Origin of the sequence: Paenibacillus monticola (genome assembly GCF_009664975.1) — a bacterium.
GTDB classification, from domain to species: Bacteria; Bacillota; Bacilli; order Paenibacillales; family Paenibacillaceae; genus Paenibacillus_AQ; species Paenibacillus_AQ monticola.
The window spans coordinates 743652-763628 of record NZ_WJXB01000003.1; the positions used below are offsets into that span (position 1 = coordinate 743652).

General features: G+C 42.8%; 16 protein-coding genes. 2 read left to right on the plus strand and 14 right to left on the minus strand.

The window, feature by feature from the left end:
* Positions 1-76: 76 nt before the first annotated feature.
* From GJB61_RS12380 to GJB61_RS12395, 4 genes are read right to left on the minus strand one after another with little or no spacing between them, the layout of a single operon-like run.
* Positions 77-760 carry a DUF4405 domain-containing protein gene (locus GJB61_RS12380; RefSeq protein ID WP_229521617.1) on the minus strand — a complete coding sequence of 228 codons (684 nt, stop codon included), beginning with the start codon at positions 758-760 and terminating at the stop codon, positions 77-79.
* 34 nt (positions 761-794) lie between these two features.
* Complete coding sequence (locus GJB61_RS12385; protein WP_154118782.1) at positions 795-1517, minus strand: flavodoxin; 723 nt, start codon at positions 1515-1517, stop codon at positions 795-797.
* Positions 1514-2731, minus strand: coding sequence for a MalY/PatB family protein (locus GJB61_RS12390; RefSeq protein WP_338115772.1), 1218 nt, complete (start codon positions 2729-2731; stop codon positions 1514-1516). Before GJB61_RS12390 ends, GJB61_RS12385 begins: the two co-directional genes overlap by 4 nt.
* A gap of 13 nt (positions 2732-2744) precedes the next feature.
* Entirely contained in the window at positions 2745-3596 is an 852-nt protein-coding gene (locus GJB61_RS12395; RefSeq protein WP_154118784.1) for a DUF3737 family protein, read from the minus strand.
* Positions 3597-3817: 221 nt separating this feature from the next.
* Between GJB61_RS12395 and GJB61_RS12400 the strand changes: the two genes are divergently transcribed.
* On the plus strand, positions 3818-4363 hold the full coding sequence (locus GJB61_RS12400) for a TetR/AcrR family transcriptional regulator (RefSeq protein ID WP_154118785.1): 546 nt from the start codon (positions 3818-3820) through the stop codon (positions 4361-4363).
* A gap of 412 nt (positions 4364-4775) precedes the next feature.
* Here GJB61_RS12400 and GJB61_RS31185 read toward each other — a convergent pair whose 3' ends face one another.
* Together GJB61_RS31185 and GJB61_RS12410 are read right to left on the minus strand one after the other, a co-directional pair.
* Positions 4776-5183, minus strand: coding sequence for a hypothetical protein (locus GJB61_RS31185; protein WP_195724314.1), 408 nt, complete (start codon positions 5181-5183; stop codon positions 4776-4778).
* A gap of 103 nt (positions 5184-5286) precedes the next feature.
* Positions 5287-6165 (minus strand): helix-turn-helix transcriptional regulator, encoded by an 879-nt coding sequence (locus GJB61_RS12410; protein ID WP_154118787.1) that lies wholly within the window; start codon positions 6163-6165, stop codon positions 5287-5289.
* A gap of 151 nt (positions 6166-6316) precedes the next feature.
* On the opposite strand from GJB61_RS12410, the gene GJB61_RS12415 reads away from it, so the two are divergent.
* Positions 6317-8329 (plus strand): glycoside hydrolase family 31 protein, encoded by a 2013-nt coding sequence (locus tag GJB61_RS12415; RefSeq protein WP_229521618.1) that lies wholly within the window; start codon positions 6317-6319, stop codon positions 8327-8329.
* 230 nt (positions 8330-8559) lie between these two features.
* On the opposite strand, the gene GJB61_RS12420 is transcribed toward GJB61_RS12415, so the two are convergent.
* From GJB61_RS12420 to GJB61_RS12455, 8 genes are all read right to left on the minus strand, one after another.
* A complete protein-coding gene (locus GJB61_RS12420) occupies positions 8560-9975 on the minus strand; it encodes a family 43 glycosylhydrolase (protein ID WP_195724315.1) in 1416 nt (471 codons plus the stop codon).
* A gap of 269 nt (positions 9976-10244) precedes the next feature.
* Entirely contained in the window at positions 10245-11156 is a 912-nt protein-coding gene (locus GJB61_RS12425; RefSeq protein WP_154118789.1) for a glycoside hydrolase family protein, read from the minus strand.
* Positions 11157-11693: 537 nt separating this feature from the next.
* Positions 11694-13109, minus strand: a complete 1416-nt coding sequence (locus tag GJB61_RS12430; protein ID WP_154118790.1) for a family 43 glycosylhydrolase — start codon at positions 13107-13109, stop codon at positions 11694-11696.
* 61 nt (positions 13110-13170) lie between these two features.
* The gene (locus tag GJB61_RS12435) at positions 13171-14010 is read right to left on the minus strand and encodes a carbohydrate ABC transporter permease (protein WP_195724316.1); all 840 of its coding nucleotides are present in this window, start codon (positions 14008-14010) and stop codon (positions 13171-13173) included.
* Positions 13995-14942, minus strand: coding sequence for a carbohydrate ABC transporter permease (locus GJB61_RS12440; RefSeq protein ID WP_154118792.1), 948 nt, complete (start codon positions 14940-14942; stop codon positions 13995-13997). Before GJB61_RS12440 ends, GJB61_RS12435 begins: the two co-directional genes overlap by 16 nt.
* Before the next feature lie 72 nt (positions 14943-15014).
* The gene (locus tag GJB61_RS12445; protein ID WP_154118793.1) at positions 15015-16367 is read right to left on the minus strand and encodes an ABC transporter substrate-binding protein; all 1353 of its coding nucleotides are present in this window, start codon (positions 16365-16367) and stop codon (positions 15015-15017) included.
* A gap of 205 nt (positions 16368-16572) precedes the next feature.
* The gene (locus tag GJB61_RS12450; protein WP_154118794.1) at positions 16573-18162 is read right to left on the minus strand and encodes a response regulator; all 1590 of its coding nucleotides are present in this window, start codon (positions 18160-18162) and stop codon (positions 16573-16575) included.
* Between the two features lie 8 nt (positions 18163-18170).
* Complete coding sequence (locus tag GJB61_RS12455) at positions 18171-19964, minus strand: sensor histidine kinase (protein ID WP_154118795.1); 1794 nt, start codon at positions 19962-19964, stop codon at positions 18171-18173.
* Between the last annotated feature and the right edge of the window lie 13 nt (positions 19965-19977).

Below are 19977 nucleotides of genomic sequence, written 5' to 3' on the forward strand. Positions count from 1 at the left end.
TGTATAGCTTTGATTAATAGGACCTGCTGTTATCATTAGCTTGTCCGTAGATAACAAAATTAACGCTATCAATGTGTTACTTTTTTAACCGCCTCCTTTCGCGGGATGAAACACGTTGCATGCCTTTTGCAGTATAATAAGCAATGCAGATACAGAGTCCCATCATTGCTAAATGATCGGCAAAAAATAAAACGAGAAATTGTTCGAATTTAAAAGAGATGAACTTGGTTCTCAAAAAAAGATATGAGGTAATATCATGCTCTATAAAGGAATACACACCATAGGCAGCTATCAATACTGAGATGAGCTGTAATATAACCTTACGGATAACAGACGGCCGAGTCACCCTAAGCGCTTTGCGCATCATCATCATCATCATGTTCCAATGCAGCCCGACATGCGCAGACATACAGATAAAGCCCCAATAGGAAGCGAGCATATGCAATTCCCGTGCAAAGGACATTCCGCCGCTTATGGACAGAAAAGCAAAGGCATGGCGTGACATCATGATGCCGCTAATCATCAGCCCGATCATGCATACAAATACCGAAAAATTCACTACAGTTTGAAAGATACGAAACGCCGTATATTTTCCTTTTCGCAAATTTCTGTACCATTTGAAATTTAGCACGTTGTGGGTAATAAACATCACAAACATTGCAGTTCCAATCCATTCATGCGCTGTCTGCCCGGTCAGGATGAAAGCCATTGAAATCGGCAGCAACACCGTCATGATTAGATCAATTGATATTTTAATCATTGCTTTGGGTTTCATCATTTCTCCTTTATGCCTATCAGTTAGACAATCCAAGCTGCTGCAGCCAGTCCATAACATCTTGTTGCGCATCGCTGGCATCTCCGCCTCTGACAGCAAGGCCGTCCAAGACGGTTGCCCCGGTCAACATGCTTGTTATCGTATGGTCATTATTCGAAAACCGGCTGCCTTCATGGGTAGTAAAAGGGATTACAGTTTTACCCGCAAAGTCATATTCCTCCAGAAAGCTATACACCGCCATTGGAAGATCGTACCACCAATTGGGAAAGCCAATAAAGACGATATCATAATCCTCCATGTTGTCCACGTGAGCGCTCAGTTCCGGACGTTCATCCTCCTCCTTCTGCTGCTGGCCCAAATCTACAACCGTGTCATAATCGGCCGGGAATTTATTTGCAGTTGCAATGAGGAACAGCTCTCCGCCTATCGCTCTCTGGATCATATCCGCGATAATTTCCGTATTCCCAGCAAGCACGCTGTCTTGGAGGTTTAGACTTGCGCTGGTAACGGCGTCTATATTTGAATCGAAATCTGTATTACCGACGCGGGAAAAGTACGCTATGAGTATTTTCTGCTCACCTGTAACGAGTGGAGTGGCATTGTTATTTTCAGCAGGAATAATACCAGCAGTACTGCTCGGTATGTTGATTGCCGCAGTACTTTCCTCAGAACCGTTGTTTCCGCATGCCGCTAAGGAAAGAACAAGCAGAAATACCAGCACATACACAAGTGCTTTTTTCATGTATGATTCTCCCCTCTATGAATTACAGGAATGATCCCTGATAAATTGCTGTGAATTGATTTCAGAACCTGCTCGAGTCTTTCTAGTCCCTTATGCAATAGCACTCTTGGACAAGCAATATTTATGCGGATAAATCCCTCTCCTGTATCGCCATAGATGAGGCCTTCATTTATTCTTAGTTGTCCTTCTTCCAATAGCTTCTTACTCAACTCTGTTGAAGGGATACCAAGACTCCGGCAATCGATCCAGATTAAATAAGTTGCCTCTGGGAGTAGAGCCCTTAAGTCAGGCAGTCTTCCTTTTATAAAAGACATGATGTAATCCCTGTTCCCTGCAAGATAAACCAGCAATTGATCTAACCATTCTTCCCCATTGTTATAAGCGGCAATTAAAGCTTCAATTCCAAAAACATTAGGTTCAATGGCCTCATTAACATTAAGTGACCGGTTGACTTTTTTTCTGAATTCTTCGTTTGCCGATATAATATTAGATGTTTTAAGTCCAGCAAGATTGAAGGTTTTGCTAGGTGCCGTGCATGTTATTGAGTTCATTAGAAACTCTTCACCCATTGAGGCAAAAGGAATGAAATGATTATCTGTATATACCAAATCCCTATGAATTTCATCAGACACAACTACTACGTTATGCCGTAAACATATTTCGGCTAATCGCAGCAGCTCCGCTCTGCTCCATACTCTTCCAACAGGATTGTGAGGATTACAGAGAATAAAGAGTTTAACTTTTTCATGGGAAGCCTTTTGTTCAAAATCATCGAAATCAATTTCATAGGTATCGCCATTGTGCTTGAGTTCATTGACGACGACATGACAGCCGTTATTCGTTATAGAGGTATTGAAATAGTTGTAAACAGGGGATTGAATCAATACTTGATCTCCAGCCTCTGTAAAGGCTTGAACGATCGCTGAAAGCGAGGGTATAACACCGGTACTAACTTCGATCCATTCCTTATGGATTGTGAAATGATGGCGTCTCTGCCACCAGTGAACCTCCGCTTCATAATAAGCATCCGGTATACTTGCATAACCAAAAATCCCATGCCGCGCTCGTTCTTCTAGGGCTTTTATAATCGGTTCTGCGGTTGTAAAGTCCATATCGGCTACCCACATCGGTAAAGTATCGAATCTGTTGTCCGTATCCCATTTCGCACTATTTGTATGTTTCCGATTAATTATTTGGTCAAAATCATACTTCACACAATTAGCCTCCTTAAAGTGATTCGATCTTAGCATTTGTTATAATTTGCAGGTTTGATAGGTTTAGTTCCGGATCGTCTAGTACCAATGTTTTAATGCCTTCTGCCTTTATGACGCCGCTAATGGGATTCTTCACACTATCCAGGGTATTTATGATTTCAGCCTGAACGGTTGTATACTCAAAGCTCAAGTCGGTATTGATCATCTCACAGTTTTCTAAAATCAGGTTTTCTGCATAGCACAAAGGCTGTGTCCCGATAATTTTACAATTTACGAGTCTCAAATTTTTGGAATACCAGCCTAAGTATTCTCCTTCGAGTATGGAATCATATACCGTGATATCTTCTGTGTTCCAAAGTGCATCCTTGGATAGGATCATGCTATTCCTAATCACCCCTTGTTTCACATGCTGAAAGGAGTAATCACCGTCTAATCTGAAGTTATTAATTTCGATATTGTTACCATGCAATAACAAATAGTTGCCCTTGAATTCCGAATCAAGGATGCTCACATTGTTACAGTCCCATAAGGTTTCATTCGTATCCATAATTGTTTTGACGATGTTGATATTGCTGGAATCTCTAAATATCTTGGAGGCATCCACTTTGCAGTTGTTCATGACGATCCCATTTGTATACCAAATAGCTGCGCGGCTACCTTCAGAGAAATAGCTATCCTTAATTTCTATATTTTTATTATGCCAAAATGGATATTTACTTGAGAAACGACAACGAGATACGTGCACATTGCTACTTTCTTTTATTGCAGATTCCCCAGGCAGAAACTCGCTGTCTTTAATGTGTATATCGGAAATTTTGAATAACGGCCGTTCACCCTCAAATGTTCTATTTTCGATTAATCTCATGATGTTAATTCCTCTCTTATTGTTTATTTCTTTGAAATTCGATTGATTTGGAATGAAAACAACATTTCCAGTATATAATCGATATTGATCGATTAGACGACATGTGTATAATAATATATAGAAATAAGCTGGTTACAATCGTTAAAATAACGATATCTGTCGATTAATCTACAAATTATCATTAAATGTCGATTATTTAAGAAAGTATGGTGAGCTTAACCATGTCAAAAGTAGATAGAAGAATACTCAAATCGCAGGAAGCGATAAAGAAAGCTGTTATTGAACTGATGTCTGAAAAAAGTTTTGATAGCATTACCATTCAGGAAATTTCTGATAGGGCAAATGTTCACCGGGCAACAATATATCTTCATTACACGGATAAATTCGATCTATTGGATAAACTCATTGAAGAATATATTAACGAAATGCGGGAAATGAACGACTATGTATGTGAATTGGATTGGCGAGATGCTAATCTGGTCTACTTCGAATACTTTGAGCGTAATTATTTGTTTTTTTCAACGATGTTAGCGAGTAAAGGAGCCCCTTCTTTTCGTACGCGGTTCCTTGAATTTCTAATTGAAGAATACAAGGCTGAGGTAGATGTAAACGAAGAGAAAAATCACGGATTAAATGAAGAGATTATGGGCTGCTTTATGGGAACCGCGTTCGTAGGGATCGTGGAATGGTGGATCTCGAAAGGAATGCCTTATCCGCCTGAAGTCATGGCAAGTCAAGTGGGGATCTTGCTAGAGAGGGTTGTATAAATGTTTAAGAAGATATACAACAAAACCCCGCTAACTGTTTACGCTGCTCCTCCGAAAGTTTTGCAGGCTGTCCGAGGGGCTGATCCATGTTTTGACCATTCAACCCTTTCGACTGACAAGAATATCAGGATCGGCTGATGTAATGACTTCCACGGTTTATTAATTCGCCGATATCGTCGAACGTATGTCCTTCCAGATGGAGAAGGACCACCAGATCTCTCTCGTAGAGTTGTTTGATATGCAAAAAGGTACTTCCATAACAGGAGTACCTTTTTTGCGTTCATTTTCATCTAAACTTTTAGTATTTGATTTTATTCTGTGAGTCACCATTATTTTAAGATGATTAGTTGATGTCATTCTAACCCCACTACTGCTGCCTATTCGAAACTATCATATTGATCCATTGATATCTTCAACTCTGATTCCCGCGCTGAACATATTTTTTTTGAAATTCAGACATTGCATTAATGGCCCACTCTTTTATAGAGTCATTTTGATGTAACGTTAATTCGTTAAACAACGCAAATCTTCTTAGCATTAGTTCTAAGCGAGATCCGCTCCATGTTAATGGTAGGACTGTGGGTTTAAATTCTTCTAGAATCGCTACAGGATCTGCAGCTCTGTTAATGATTTCTAATGCCAAAGGTGTCCATCCTACTGAATTTTCATTAGTATTTCTGTAGGGAATAATTGACGCTGCCAATACTAGATAACTTGTATCTGGGGAGCCTCCACACCATTTAAGAATTAATTCATCATCAACGAAAGAGATCGGGAAGTATCTCATGTCTGAATGATAAACTCCGATTTTGAACACCATTATATCTGTTCTACTCTACTCCCCTCATAAAAGATAATTAACTAATTCAATACAAAAATCCTCTGAACAATATCTCTTACGGTTTATCTTTTGGATGGTTGGTCTACCGATATTTTTTCCTAAATTCTCTAGGTGTAACCTTTGTTTTATTTTTAAATGCAATTGTAAAATAATTTGCACTTTCAAAACCTGTCTCAAAAGCAATATCTATAATAGGCAGTTCGGTATGAATTAGCAAATTGGCTGCTTTATTAACTTTATAATGCATTAAGTAATCAATAGGCGTTTTTTGAAAATGTTTTTTGAAAATCCGGCAAAACTGTTCTTTGCTTACATCTATACTGGATGCCCAATCTGTTAAAGAAAATGGCTGCTGATAGCTATCTTCCAAAAAAGCGAGAATTTTCTTTAATCGGAGCGTAGTTAGTAAATCGTCTTTTCGGTAACTATCTGTTTTGTCTGATTGAAATTCAATGATGTAAAAAAGGAATTGAAGGATATAAGACTTAATCAGAAGCTCGAATCCGAAATCCTTGGAAATATAAGTTTCAATTATACTCGTTACATTGTGATGTATTTTATCCCATCCTTCTGATTTCCTATCAATGTAATAAAACTTCTTGTCTGTTTTCACAAAAAAAGGATCAATGTAACTCTGCTGAATACTATCATTCATCGCGCTGAATATAAAAGTAGGATGAAAGACGATTGCATAAAAATCACAAGCTGAATTCTTATAGCGTGATGCGCCATGAATCAGATTGGGAGGGACTAGAATAATATCTCCTTTGTTTACGATTAGGGTTTGCGTATCTATTTGAAATAGCATACTCCCCTCACGAATATATAAGATTTCCAGCTCTTCATGCCAATGCGTGTAAAGCATGATATCCGAAGCAATTTTGCATTCTGTTAAATGTACTGCAAGGTGAAACAGATTATTTCCATGTACGATCCTTTCTTTTAAAGCCTCTCTATTCATCCGTTTATCCCCCAAAGTTCTCCCGCCTTTTCCTCAAACTTCTCCAAGTATAAATGACACTATATTAATATTAATATGCAATTATCGTTATAGAATGGTTTTTAATATGCAATATAATTATATAGTAGCATATTTCATATAGAAGGTGATCATGATGAATGTTTTTACTGCCGACAATGGGAAGTTGATTTTTGAAAACAACGGAGAAACCTTGCAAATTGAAGCCTGGGGTGGAAATAGTTTACGTATTCGCTCTCGAATGATGGGTGAAATACTTGATACAGACTATGCCCTACTGCCTATCAGTGACGATGTAGAAGTTAAAGTTGAGATTGATCATGAAACTCGAACGGCTTCAATTAAAAACGGTAAAATAACAGCAGTGATTAAAAACTACTCAAGGTCAGAACCCGGAAGAATTTCTTTTTACAATGAACAGGGGGAATTATTGCTTCAAGAAATAGGCAGCGGCGGAGCTTTGAAGCTCTTGGCAAGAGCATTCAAACCGATTATTGGCGGAGATTATAAATTAACGGTTTCCTTTGCCGGAAATGATGGGGAAAGAATCTATGGGATGGGACAATATCAACAAGAAACTTTTGATTTGAAAGGCTCCACCCTTGAACTGGCTCATCGTAATTCTCAAGCCAGCGTCCCCTTTTTATATTCCAGTAAAGGGTATGGTTTCTTATGGCATAATCCGGCGATCGGCAAAGTTAATTTTGCTAATAATCAAACCGAATGGATTGCGGAAAGTACAAAACAGGTGGATTATTGGATTACAGCAGGCGATTCGCCTGCAGAGATAGAAGCTGCTTACGGAGAAGCAGTCGGTACCGTCCCCATGATGCCGGAATATGGACTCGGATTCTGGCAGTGCAAATTAAGATATTATAACCAGGAGCAGCTACTGGAAGTTGCGAGAGAATATAAGAGAAGAAAACTTCCGATCGATGTCATAGTAATCGACTTCTTCCACTGGCCTAAGCAGGGCGACTTTAGATTTGAGGAAGAATTTTTCCCGGATCCAAAGGCAATGGTAGACGAGCTGAAAGCAATGGGAATTGAGTTAATGGTATCCGTTTGGCCTCAAATTGACCGCTACAGCGAAAACTACAATGAAATGTATCAAAAAGGATATTTGATCAAGGCCGAAAGAGGAGTCAATTATGCGATGATGCATTGGTTCCCGGCCAGTATTTATTTTGATGCGACAAACCCAAGAGCCAGAGATTATGTATGGTCGAAATGCAAGAAGAATTATTTTGATTATGGAATCAAAATATTCTGGTTGGACGAAGCAGAACCCGAATATGATGTATATGACTTTGATAATTATCGTTATGCTCTTGGGCCGAATGTTCAAATAGGCAATATATATCCGCAGCACTATTCAAGAACATTTTATGAAGGAATGCAGGCCGAAGGACAGGACAATATCGTAAACTTGGTTCGCTGTGCTTGGGCAGGCAGCCAAAGATACGGCGCTTTGGTGTGGTCAGGAGACATTCATTCTTCCTTTGAGGATTTCAGAAAACAACTCGTTGCCGGACTTCATATGGGAATGGCAGGAATACCTTGGTGGACAACGGATATTGGCGGTTTTGGAGGAGGAGATCCAGACAATCCCAAATTCCGTGAATTATTAATCAGATGGTTCCAATGGGGTGCCTTCTGCCCTGTAATGAGATTACATGGAGCTCGCAGTCCGGGTAAGGATATATTCAGAAAAGATGGAAGCAAAGCGTTGGATACTGGTGGAAATAATGAAGTATGGAGTTTTGGAGAAGAAGTTTACGGTATTTTAGTTAAGTACCTTGAATTACGGGAAACCTTAAGAGATTATACTCGTAAGTTGATGAAAGAAGCTCATGAGAAAGGCGCACCGGTTATGAGACCACTCTTCTACGAATTCCAAAATGACGATAATGTCTGGGATATTAAGGATGAATATCTATACGGTTCAGATCTGTTAGTTGCTCCAATTCTATATGAGGGTTCGTTATCAAGAGAGGTATATCTGCCTAAAGGTTCACATTGGACTGAGGCACATACGGGAAGTATTTTCGAAGGTGGGCAAACCATTCATGTTGATGCTCCTTTGAATACAATTCCAGTATTTTTACGAGACGGAAAACAAGAGTACCTCATCGGTAAAATATAGTTCTAAACAACCCTGCACTAAAGTGCAGGGAATTTTTTTATAACTACTAAACATCGCAGTTCGGGTTAAAATGCCCGATGAAGAATCGTGATCTCCTCCGTTACCGCTTCCACTGTTCGGGAAAAATATCCTGGTGCTCAAAAATGCTTCCCTATTAAAAGGGAAGCATTCGTCTTATAAAATCAATGGCTCTGCAAAATGCATTCAATGTTCTTTCCGTGCTCTACTCGTTACAATCCCGCACGGTAGGTGAATTTACTGAAGGTGACATTCCCCTCACCGGTAGCGTTCAGCGCAATGCGCAGGCTCAGAAATAACCCGAGTACATTGTGATGGAAGCCAGACATTTCAAATCCGTAATCCAGCTTGCTCCATTCGCCATCCAAGCTGCGGAAATACAAGGCGATCTGATGCTCATCGTTGACGAGGCGGAGCGTCGTCGTTCCTCCGAATATCTCCGTACGCCCGCTGCGATTGTGATTGTGGAAAGAAAACACCTGCTTGCCGTCAAAACCGATGCCATAATAAAAGCCCGGCTTGTAGAATAAGCCCAGCGTGCCAACCGCCTCGTCTTCCACTGAAACCGTGACCTCCACCGTATACGTATGATGCACCGGAATGCACAGCAGCGGCTCGATTTGCTCGATGGGAGCGGCTTTAAGAATTAAGTAGTTCTCTTCAATATGATAATCTCCAAGACGGTTTCCGCCGAAAAAGTGCCAATGCAGCCCCAATTGTCCGGAGTCCGTACGTACCAAATCTCTATCCGCAGATGCGGAGGGAACAGCGGGTTCCTGAACTACATCGCCTTTCACTCCAGCTGCCGCGAACCAGCCATCGGCTGTCCAAGCAATCGGCTCGATCAGCGTTTGGCGTCCAAGGGGGTAATAGTCTTTTTCATAAGCATGGTATACAATATACCATTCACCTTCCGGTGTATCCACCAGCGTTCCGTGCCCTTTGGACCACCATCTTTCGCTGCGGTGCTCCGTGTGTACAATGGGGTTGTGCGGAGAATTCTCCCACGGTCCCTCCAATGATTTGGCGCGGGCGGAGACGATCATATGGCTGGTCGCCGGCCCGGCAGTCCCGCCTTGAGCGCTGGTCATATAGTAATACCCGTCCTTAAATGTTAGCTTGGGAGATTCAAGGTAAAAGCCTTCTGTCAGCCATTCCTTGGGATAACGCCAGCCCTCGTAGATCTGCTTCAGTTCTCCTTCGGTGGACATTCCGTCCTTGGAGAGTGGAATCATATACCCTTCGGACAAGAACAGGAATCGGTTCCCTTCGGAATCTATGGCATGTCCCGGGTCAATATAACCTACTTTCAAATCAACCGGCTTACTCCATGGTCCTGCGGGATGTTCTGCTGTGACCACATAATTGGTGCCTCCAGCCGGAAAATATATATAATACAGCCCTTCATAATATATCAGATCAGGAGCCATAATCGAACCGCCTACACTCTCGGAGACCGCATGCCCTATCGGCTTCCAATCTGTAAGGTTTCGGGAATGCCACACCAGCATGCCCGGTGTATAGTAGAAGGATGAATGTGTCATATAATAGTCCCGTCCAACCCGGACAATGGACGGGTCCGGATAATCACCGGCGAGTATAGCATGAACTCCTTGTATTTTCGACATTAGGTGAGCCTCCAGATTCATTGTGATGTATTTTTATTTTAGCGTCTGTCTACACCGATTTGTGGTCAGCATTCTCCTCATCCTAATAAAGAACAAACAGATAATCCTAGACTACTTGGGGGAGAGCTTGACCTCCACATCTTCCAGCGTCGCCGGAAGAGATCCTGATTCTCTAGCAGCAGCCGTCACACCAGGGGCACACTTCAACAGAAAGCTTGTTGAATAGGTTCTTACAATCTCTCTTCGCTGTTCCCTCTCATGCTGCTGCCTTAGGACTCCGGCAACAGCTTAAGCTGAAAATCTTCGTTACGGTCGCAAGTCAACATTCCGTCTAGCACATCCAAACGGGCAACCTGAATGGATGAACGGCGGCACGAATAGCTTCCGTCATCGAACCCGTTCATTCGTCCGGGATGTGTAAAATAGAAGATATAAGCCTGTTCTCCCTGGACTACGACATCAGCGTGATTGGCAATCGTTCCGTCCTCCTCGCGTGTTCCCGGCTGATCCAGAATTCGGCCTTGCCGTTCCCAATGTTCCAAATCTGCGGAACGGTATACTCCTTGCCCCATCCATTCGTCAATAATCAGCCAGTAATATCCTTTGAAGTGAAAAACATTCGGCCCCTCGTGCTTTACATCAGTAATGACTGGACCAATCCGCTTCCAGTTGTACAAGTCCACACTATCAGCGGCATAGGTATGGTTTCGCTCTTTAAACCACATCCGGAAAACACCGTTTGGCAGCCGGTACACGCAAGCATCGATGACATTGTGTTCGCTAATGTCAAGCGTAGACTCAAATTGCCAAGAGATCAGATTCGGACTTGTATAATGCCGGATAAGGGCCTTGCCCGACCAGTCCTTCGGCACGCCGAAGACATAGGTGACGAACATATGATAAAGCCCTTCATTCCAGATAATTTCAGGTGCCCAGAACGTATTTCTTCCCCATTCCGTTTCAAGCCCTTCCAGTGTTCCACGGTAAAGCCAGGTGGCGCCATCGTCCGCGGAAGAAGCGACCCCGAGATCAGTGCCATACACCCAGCCGAATTTCTGACCTTCCTGCGTGGCCCGGCGGTTGGTATATATCATCCACCAGCTCTGCTCATCCCGGTTCCAGATAAGAACTGGATCGGCGGCGCCATCGTACATCGGGTCTCTGAATAATGGAGCATTCATACATATTCCTCCTTAGTTAATCGTACCTTCCATAAGTCCTTCTTCAAACGCAGGACGGTAAATGGATAAATCTTGATAACGCTTGCGAAAATACTTCAGGCCAATGGCCTTCCACTTTCCTCATACAACGCAGTCATTTTAACACTGACGGAAATGTAGTTAAATCATACAATTGCAAGAATAATGATATATTTGAGTGGCTTTGTCAATGAACCGGAGAAAAAAGAACAGATACCCCGCCGAAATGTATCCAGGCAGGCCGACCGTTACTATACTTGCTTGTTTTTAAATCATCTACTTGTTTTTGCAGCTCCCCTGAATACTCCACTGGAAGGTCCATGCAATCATCACACTACCCTGTTCAACCTGGTTTACAGGACTGGCTTATCGCCAATCAGTGTCATGCGGTAAAGATGGAGAGTACAGGCGTATTATGGAAACCGGTATGGAATGTCAGGCCTGAACAATATCCAACAAATGGCCCCCACCTCTAATTGAGACGGGGACCATTTCTGATACTGTTTTTTTTTCCACGCTTTATAGCCCTGCATGGTAGGTGAATCTGCTAAAGTACACATTTCCTTCACCGGTTGCATTTAGTGCAATGCGGAGACTAAGAAAATCCCCAAGCACATTATGATGGAAGCCGGACATCTCAAACCCGTGATCCAGCTTGATCCATTGTCCCTTCGAGTCCAGAAAATACAAACTTACCTCATGCTCCTCATTGATGATACGAAGCGTAACCGATTCGCCGGATACTGCCGAACGTTCACTCGTATTATGATTCCGGACAGCAAATGCCTCTTTCCCGTCGAATCCAATTCCATAGTGAAAACCAGGTTTGTAAAACAAGCCGAGCGTGCCCACTGCCCCGCCTTCCACTGAAACAGTAACCTCAGCTGTATACGAATGGTGCACCGGAATACAAAGTAGTGGCTCTGAGTGTTCCTTCGGGACTGCCTTCAGCACTAGACGGGTATTGTCTATTCTATAATCTCCGGAACGTCCTCCTCCAAAGAAATGCCAGTGGAGACCCAATCTCTCGGAATCCGTATATACCAAAGTCCTATCCGCAGGTTCTGCATGTACAACAGCTTCAGCGACAAGTGAATCTTCAGCATCAGACGCAATAAACCAGCCGTCCGGTGTCCATTCAACCGGCTCAATAAGCGTCTGGCGGCCCAACGTATAATAGTCTTTTTCATAGGCATGATACACAACGTACCACTCCCCTTCGGGTGTATCCACCAGGGTACCGTGTCCTTTAGACCACCATCTTTCGCTGCGGTGCTTCGTGCGCACAATCGGGTTGTATGGCGAATTCTCCCAAGGCCCCTCCAGTGATCTTGCACGGGCGGAAACGATCATATGGCTGGTTGCCGGTCCGGCAGTCCCCCCTTGGGCGCTGGTCATATAGTAATAACCGTCCTTAAAGGTTAGCTTGGGGGATTCCAGATAAAATCCTTCCGTCAGCCATTCCTTGGGATAGCGCCAACCGTCGTATACCTTTTTTAATTCACCCGTTATAGACAGTCCGTCCTTAGACAATGGAGCCATGTATCCTTCGGACAAGAACAGAAAGCGATTCCCCTCCCGATCTACGGCATGTCCGGGATCAATATACCCAACCTTCAGATCTACCGGCTTGCTCCATGGGCCTGCCGGATCTTCTGCGGTGACAACCCAGTTCGTCTGCCCCGCCGGAAAATAAATATAATAAAATCCTCCGTGATAGATTAAATCCGGTGCCATAATCGAACCGCCTACATGTTCTGAAATGACATGGCCGATCGGCTCCCAGTCGATCAGATTAAGAGAATGCCATAGGAGTAACCCTGGTGTGTAGTGGAAGGATGAATGGGTCATATAGTAATGCTCTCGGACCCTAATAATAGATGGATCGGGGTAATCCCCAGCCATAATAGCATTAATCCCTTGAATTCGTGGCATGATTATCCTCCAGTAAAATAATGTACGTCTCTCTGTGAATGATAATTTCACCAAGCAATCTTTATCCTTTAACACCGCTGGAGGCAATTCCCTCTACAAAATACTTTTGAGCGAAGGTGAACAGGATAATCGGCAAAAGAACTACGATTGAAGCGCCTGCCATCTGGAGTGAATAATTTGCCCCGGCAATGGATGCAAAGTATTGCAGTCCCACCGTCACCAATTGCTTCCCCTGGCTTGAGATGAATATAAACGGACCAGCGAAATCATTCCAGATATAGACGAATGAGAAAATAACCATTGTCATCAGAGCCGGAACCGCCAGCGGAAGAATAATGCGGAAGTACACACGATAATGTGAGCATCCGTCAATGATAGCCGCTTCTGTAATTTCTTTAGGAATCCCCATAAAAAACTGCCGCAGGAGGAATAAAAAGAACACATCGAAGATTGCGGGAATAATAATCGCCCAGTGGGTGTCCAGCATATGCAGGTACTTATAAAGCAAGTATCGGGCTACAACGGTCGTATCTGACGGAATCGCCAACGTGGACATCGAGAAGAACAGCAGCAGCCCCTTGCCTTTAAAATTCAATCGGGCAAAAGCATAGGCTGCCATTGTAACCATGAATCCGCGCAGCAGGATTGAAATCACAACTACCTTAAATGAATTGCCTATCCAGATAAAGTAATCTGGCGATGAGAATAAGGTCTTATAGTTCTCCCAATAAATCGTTTTAGGAATAATGTGGGCCAGCGGGTCATCGAAGGCATCTGCAGTTGTCTTAAGTGAAGCAGAGAGCATGAACACAAATGGAGATATCATCGTAAGCGCTATGAATATAATTAGGATAGAGTACAGACCTTTAGACAGGTTCTTTCTCATTAATAATGCACCCATTTTTTCTGTCCTCCCCATTGGATCGCCGAAATCAGCAGGATGATTACAAACAAGACAATGGCTTGCGCCGCTGAATAGCTGTAATGATTAAGTGAAAATGCTTCTTCGTACATATTCAGCGAAGCAACCCGGGAGGCAATCCCCGGTCCCCCTCTGGTAAGCGCGTTAAATATCGTAAAGTTCTGAAAAGACCCAATTGTGGCTGTAATAACTAGGAAGAATGTAGTCGGCGAAACCATCGGCAGCGTAATCCTGCTCAGCTTCTGCCATCTGGTTGCTCCATCAATCTCGGCAGCTTCGTACAAATCGCGCGGAACACCTTGAAGTGCAGCCAGATATACGATCATCTGAAACGGAAAATTGGCCCATACTGCGACAAGTGCGGTAGTCAGAATAGCGGTTTGGGTGCCTGCGAACCATAATGGAGGATGATCCACGCCAATCTTTGTAAGGACGATATTGACTATTCCGCCAAAGGGATCGAACAGCATCGTAAACACGATAGAGATGGCAACGATATTGGCAACATACGGCATCAGAAACAAGGAACGGGAAAATGCTTTCAAGTAAAAGGACTTGTTCAACAAGACTGCCGCCAAAAATCCGGCCACTGTCAGCAATGGCACGTATATAATTGTGTAATAGAAGCTTTTGAAATACGAGGATATAGCCACTGAATCATTAAGAATAGCCTTGTAATTGGACAATCCGGTCCATTTCAATGAATCCAGTGATTTAAACGAATTAAAATCCATAAAGCTGATATAAAGCGCATAGAAAAATGGAGCTAATCCAAAAATAACGAACCCTATAAAGAAGGGCAGGACAAAGACTAGGGCTGCTCTTGCTTCTTGTTTTTCCAGGCTCAAGCGTCTTTTTTTATATATTTTTTCCGGGCTAAAGTCTGGCTTATTTCGATGTAGTATAGACATGCTTCTCACTCCCTGGATCAAAGGCCACTTATATCCATAGGTGGCCTTTTATTTACTTGCAAGGACAACTTGTTAATGTATTGTACTTTGTTTTTTGATAGCCTCATTTGCACGGGTCTTGATTGACGATATGGCATCATCCAGCGACTTTTGCCCTACGAGATACAGCTCGCCTTCCTGCAGAATGATATTTCCATAATCCGTCGGAATGGAGCCGGTGATTTTCTCTGGAACAGCCCCTAGGTTAGGTGTTACCAGGGCAGCTTTCAGATCTTCAGCAGTAATGCCGTCCAAAGCCGGAAATTTAGCTGCAATTTCAGTAAATATCTTGTTTGACTCCTCATCGTTCAAGTTCACCTGCGCAGTCATTCCACCGCTATACTTATAATTATTTTCGGCAAACCATCTAACAAAGTCAGCTGCCTCCTTCGAATGCTTCGATGCCTTATTTACCGCAATCCCTCCGGAGGTGCTTATACCATTTTTGCCCTGCGGATCAACCGGAATTTGAGTAAGCCCGATCTTCCAGTCCCGTGGATAGGTTTTCAAATCCTGCGGAGCAAAAGTATACCAGGAACCAATGAGCTGCATTCCGTATTTACCGGTCATAAAAGCATCATAAGGAATTTTTTTTGATTTAATTTCCAGCCAGCTCGGCTGAATTTTCAGCGTATTCCCCAATTCGCCATACCATTGCAAGGATTCTTTGAATGCAGGATCGTCGTAATTGGATGTACCATCTGCTTTATAAGCGTTTACACCCTGTTGCTGCGCCAAGAGATATAGAATAGTGTCGTAGTCCGGCATTGAGGAGCCGTAAATCCCTTTGCTTGGATCAGTTAACTTCTTTGCCGTCTCGATATATTGATCCCAGGTCCATTCGCCAGACGGATAAGGGACATTTGCATCGTCGAATATTTTTTTATTATAGAACACTACCCAAGACACTAAGCCGTCCGGAAGCGTATAAATCGTATCACCGTCAAATTTGTTCAGGTTCTTGCCGAACTTCGTTTCGTAATCGTAGCCTGCTTCTTTATAGATATCGTTTAGCGGCAGGAGCCAATCATTGGTGGCATATTTCGAGAGAACGATCGCATTTTGCATCGTTATTAGGTCCACATCACCACCGGCCGAAAGATCCACATCGACTTTTTTGTAAATCGCTTCCCCGTCACCGGGAACCACTTGAAGCTCCACGTTCACACCCGATTCCGCTTTGTAATCAGCCAGAAGCTGCTGGGTCACAGGCATATTCCCGTTGCCGGATGTCACATACCATTTAATTGTTACCGGATCTACACTCGCATTGGATGACGCCGGCGAATCCCCTGGCGAATTATTTGTTCCGCCGCAGCCAGCAAGGGAAGTTCCAACTAACCCAAGCAGCAGTGAAGATAAAATTGCTTTTTTTATAACCTTCATCGTTTAAGCCCCCTATATTGGTTATCAATTATCTCTTTCATAGTTCAAGTATAAATTTCTCAGACTGGACTTCACATGCAATATCTTTTATCTTTTTATCTTATCTTTCTAATTTTTCTGGACGGGCTCACACGAAATGGTCTGATTTAAAGAAAAAATGTACTTTTTTGAGATCAGCTTCATCCCGGAAAGTACATTTCATGATTTATCTATATTTCAGGGGGGACTCCCCTACATTTTTTTTGAATACTTTACTGAAATAGTATTCATCCCCATACCCGACTTCTCTGGCGATTTCCGAAATTTTGCAATCTGTTGTTTTGAGCAGAAATTTGGCTCGGCCGATTCTGACCTCCGTCACATAGTCGATGAAATTTTGCCCTGTTTCTTTTTTGAACAAATTGCTCAAATAGGAAGAGGACAGCTGCAAATATTCTGCTACTTTTTCCAGTGACAGTTCATCTTTGTAGTTCTTATTGATGAATTGCTTAGTCAGGTATACCCTCATGCTCTCATGGTTCTCAATCAAATGCGAGGTCATTCGGGTCTTCAATTGATTGATCCAGTCGATGAAGTCAACCTTCATGCTCATTTTGCTTATATTATCGTACATATCTCTGGTGAGTATTCCCTTTTCGGTTAGCTGATAGTTCTCTACAAAACTCTGGAATAGATAAAAGATAGTGAAGCTGATGCCCATCAGAATCTCTTTCGTCAGTCTGTTGTTTCCGTTTATCTCTACAGTTAACAGTTCCAATGCCTGCTTAATGTCAGCAATATCCCCGTCAGTAAATGCTTTCTCTATGCTCTTCATTTCAGCCGACAAATCATTCGTTTCCTGAGAAGAAATCGAACAGATATCACGATAATAAATATTCGTCCCTCGCGGATAAATAAATGCAAAGCGGATAGCTTCCTTAGCTTCCCTGTAGGCCTGTTGGATATGCTCATAGCCGTTATGAATCTCACTGATCCCGATGCTGACCGAAGTACTTAAATATTTACGCAGTGTTGTCCGTATATTACCAGTCAACTCTTCCAGCCCTTCATAGGACTTCTCCTCCTGCTTCCGAAGCGACAGGGCGGCAATAAACTGCCCCAGCTGAAGGCTGACTACATGCCCATAAGCGTAGCTGGATAGTACCTCTTCTAAAATATTCAATACCGAATAATCAAGGAGGTGCGGAGATTCACCGTATTTCTGATAAATGAGGTCATCATCCACTTGGACGATGAGGCAAACCAACTGCTGTTCGGGGAAGGTTATCCTGTTCACTTTTAACTGGCCGAAGATTTCTTCTCTTGTCTTTACCACTCCCAGTAGCATATCCTTGAAGAGCTTTTCTTTGTGCAACGGTGCGTGGCTGGCTGGCATTGCAGCAGCACCGACGGTATACACCTTTTTGCTTGATGCTGCAGTTAAGATCATCTCTTTTAAGTCCTTTAATATCCGGATGATTTGTTCGACTTCAAGCTCAAGCTTTAGAATGTAATCTTCGGCCCCGTTCTTCATAGCCTCTTTTACAAATTCCAGATCATCATGGGCACTTAGAATAATGAACTTCGCCGGATGATTTTCCTGCTTCAATATTTTAAGCAATTCGATTCCTGTCATTATAGGCATTTTGATATCCGTCAGAATAATATCAGGGACATGCTCCCTGGCTATCTCGAGGGCCTTCTTGCCGTTTTCCGCTTCCCCAATGAGTTCCAGCCCCAGCTCTTCCCACGGTATAATCGTTTTGATGCCAATTCGTACCAACGCTTCGTCATCAACAATAAGCACTTTTATCATCTGTCATCTCACCTATCCGAAGAGTCGTCTGTGTTATGGTTTAAATATAGAGGGAGTGTGATATGAACCTTCGTATAGCATGAGATCCTGCTGTCGATTTGTAAACCGTACTTCTCCCCGTAGATCATTTGAATGCGGTCATTCACATTTTGCACACCGATTCCATTATTGCTCTCCTGATCCCGGTGGTGGGCGTTTATAATCTCCGAAATTTGTTCATCAGACATGCCTACCCCGTTATCCTCCACCGTTATTTTGAGCACAGAATCCTTGGCAATAGCCTTGATTCTTATAACACCAGGCCCGTCCTTGGGTTCAATCCCGTGAAAAATCGAATTCTCAACAATCGGCTGCAGGATAAACTTGACACATTCCGCAGCATTCAGCTCATCTTCAACCTCATAATACACCTGAAATTTGTCCCGGTACCTCGTCTGCTGAATAAATACATAGTCTTTAAGCATGTTTATCTCTTCTTCTAACGTAATCCTTGCGGTAGGTTGTCTGAATGTATTGCGCAATAATCGGCCGAGCGCATCGACAACCTCTTTTATGCCATCCGCTTTCTGAATAATTGCCATCCAGCGGATCGTATTCAGCGTGTTATAGAGAAAATGAGGATTAATCTGTCCCTGAAGCGCTTTAATTTCAGCGTTCCTTTTTTGCCTTTCTTCCTCTACGACCTGATTGAACAATCCGTTAATCCGCTGGATCATATAGTTATAAGTTACAGTTAACAGACCGATTTCATCCGTACTCGTAACATTGGCTTTAACCTCCAGATTGGTGCCCCTCACGTCTTTCATTGTGGAGATCAGTTGTTTGATGGGGCGTACAATACTTCTTGAAACAAGGTACCACAGAATCCCCGACAAGAAGAACGAAATTAGAAACACAAGGGCTGTGACTTTGATGATAACTTTATTATCTTTGGTGAGCGCCTCTACGGGTACAATCTGAACAATTTTCCAGCCGTATTCCCCGATCTCATAAGAAGATGTCAGGAAGGTTTGTCCATCCTTCTTGATTTCAAGCCCGGCCTTATCGATATTGTCCGGAAGAACAATTCCTGCTGCCTCTAAAGTAGTGGTCGTCTGCTGTTCGGGAAACACGATTCTGCCCCGCTGGTCCACAACATAAATCTGACTTTGGACCTTTAACGATGCTTTGCTTAATATATCTGTGAATACCTTCGTACTCAGGTTTAAATATATCGCCCCTATATTATTGTGATTCGTATCATTGATGACTCTGGCAATAGAAAATACCTGATTTTTCCGGTAGCTGCTGTCATTGTCATGTACTCCAAGCCATAGTATTTTTCCGTTTAATTCATACATTGTTTTATACCATTCCGATGCCTTAAGCTCCCCGGTATTAATGGTATACGCATCGTTCCCGTAAATGAACTGGCTGCCGTTCTGCCCAAAGATGAAAAGGGAAGTGATATAAGAGTAATAGTTGGAGTAGAACGAGATGTTATTTAAAACCTGATCGACTTTTTTCATATTCATATAAAACTCAAGACCATTATTATTGTCAGCAGTGATCGCGCTCTGAATGTCCTCATTGATGTAGATCAGCTCTGTAATCTTCTCAATGCCGGCAAGTTCCTTCCTTGTGGAGTTACCGATATATAACAGGTTTTCCTGAAACGAATCGCTGACCTTTTCCTTCAAAATTTGAACGGATAAGACATACGCACTCATACTAAGCGCGGTGGTTGGAATGATCATGACGAGCAGAAAGGCAATGAAAAACTTGCTTTGGATACTTTTTCTAAACAACCGGGATTTCTTCATCTTTGCTCCCCTT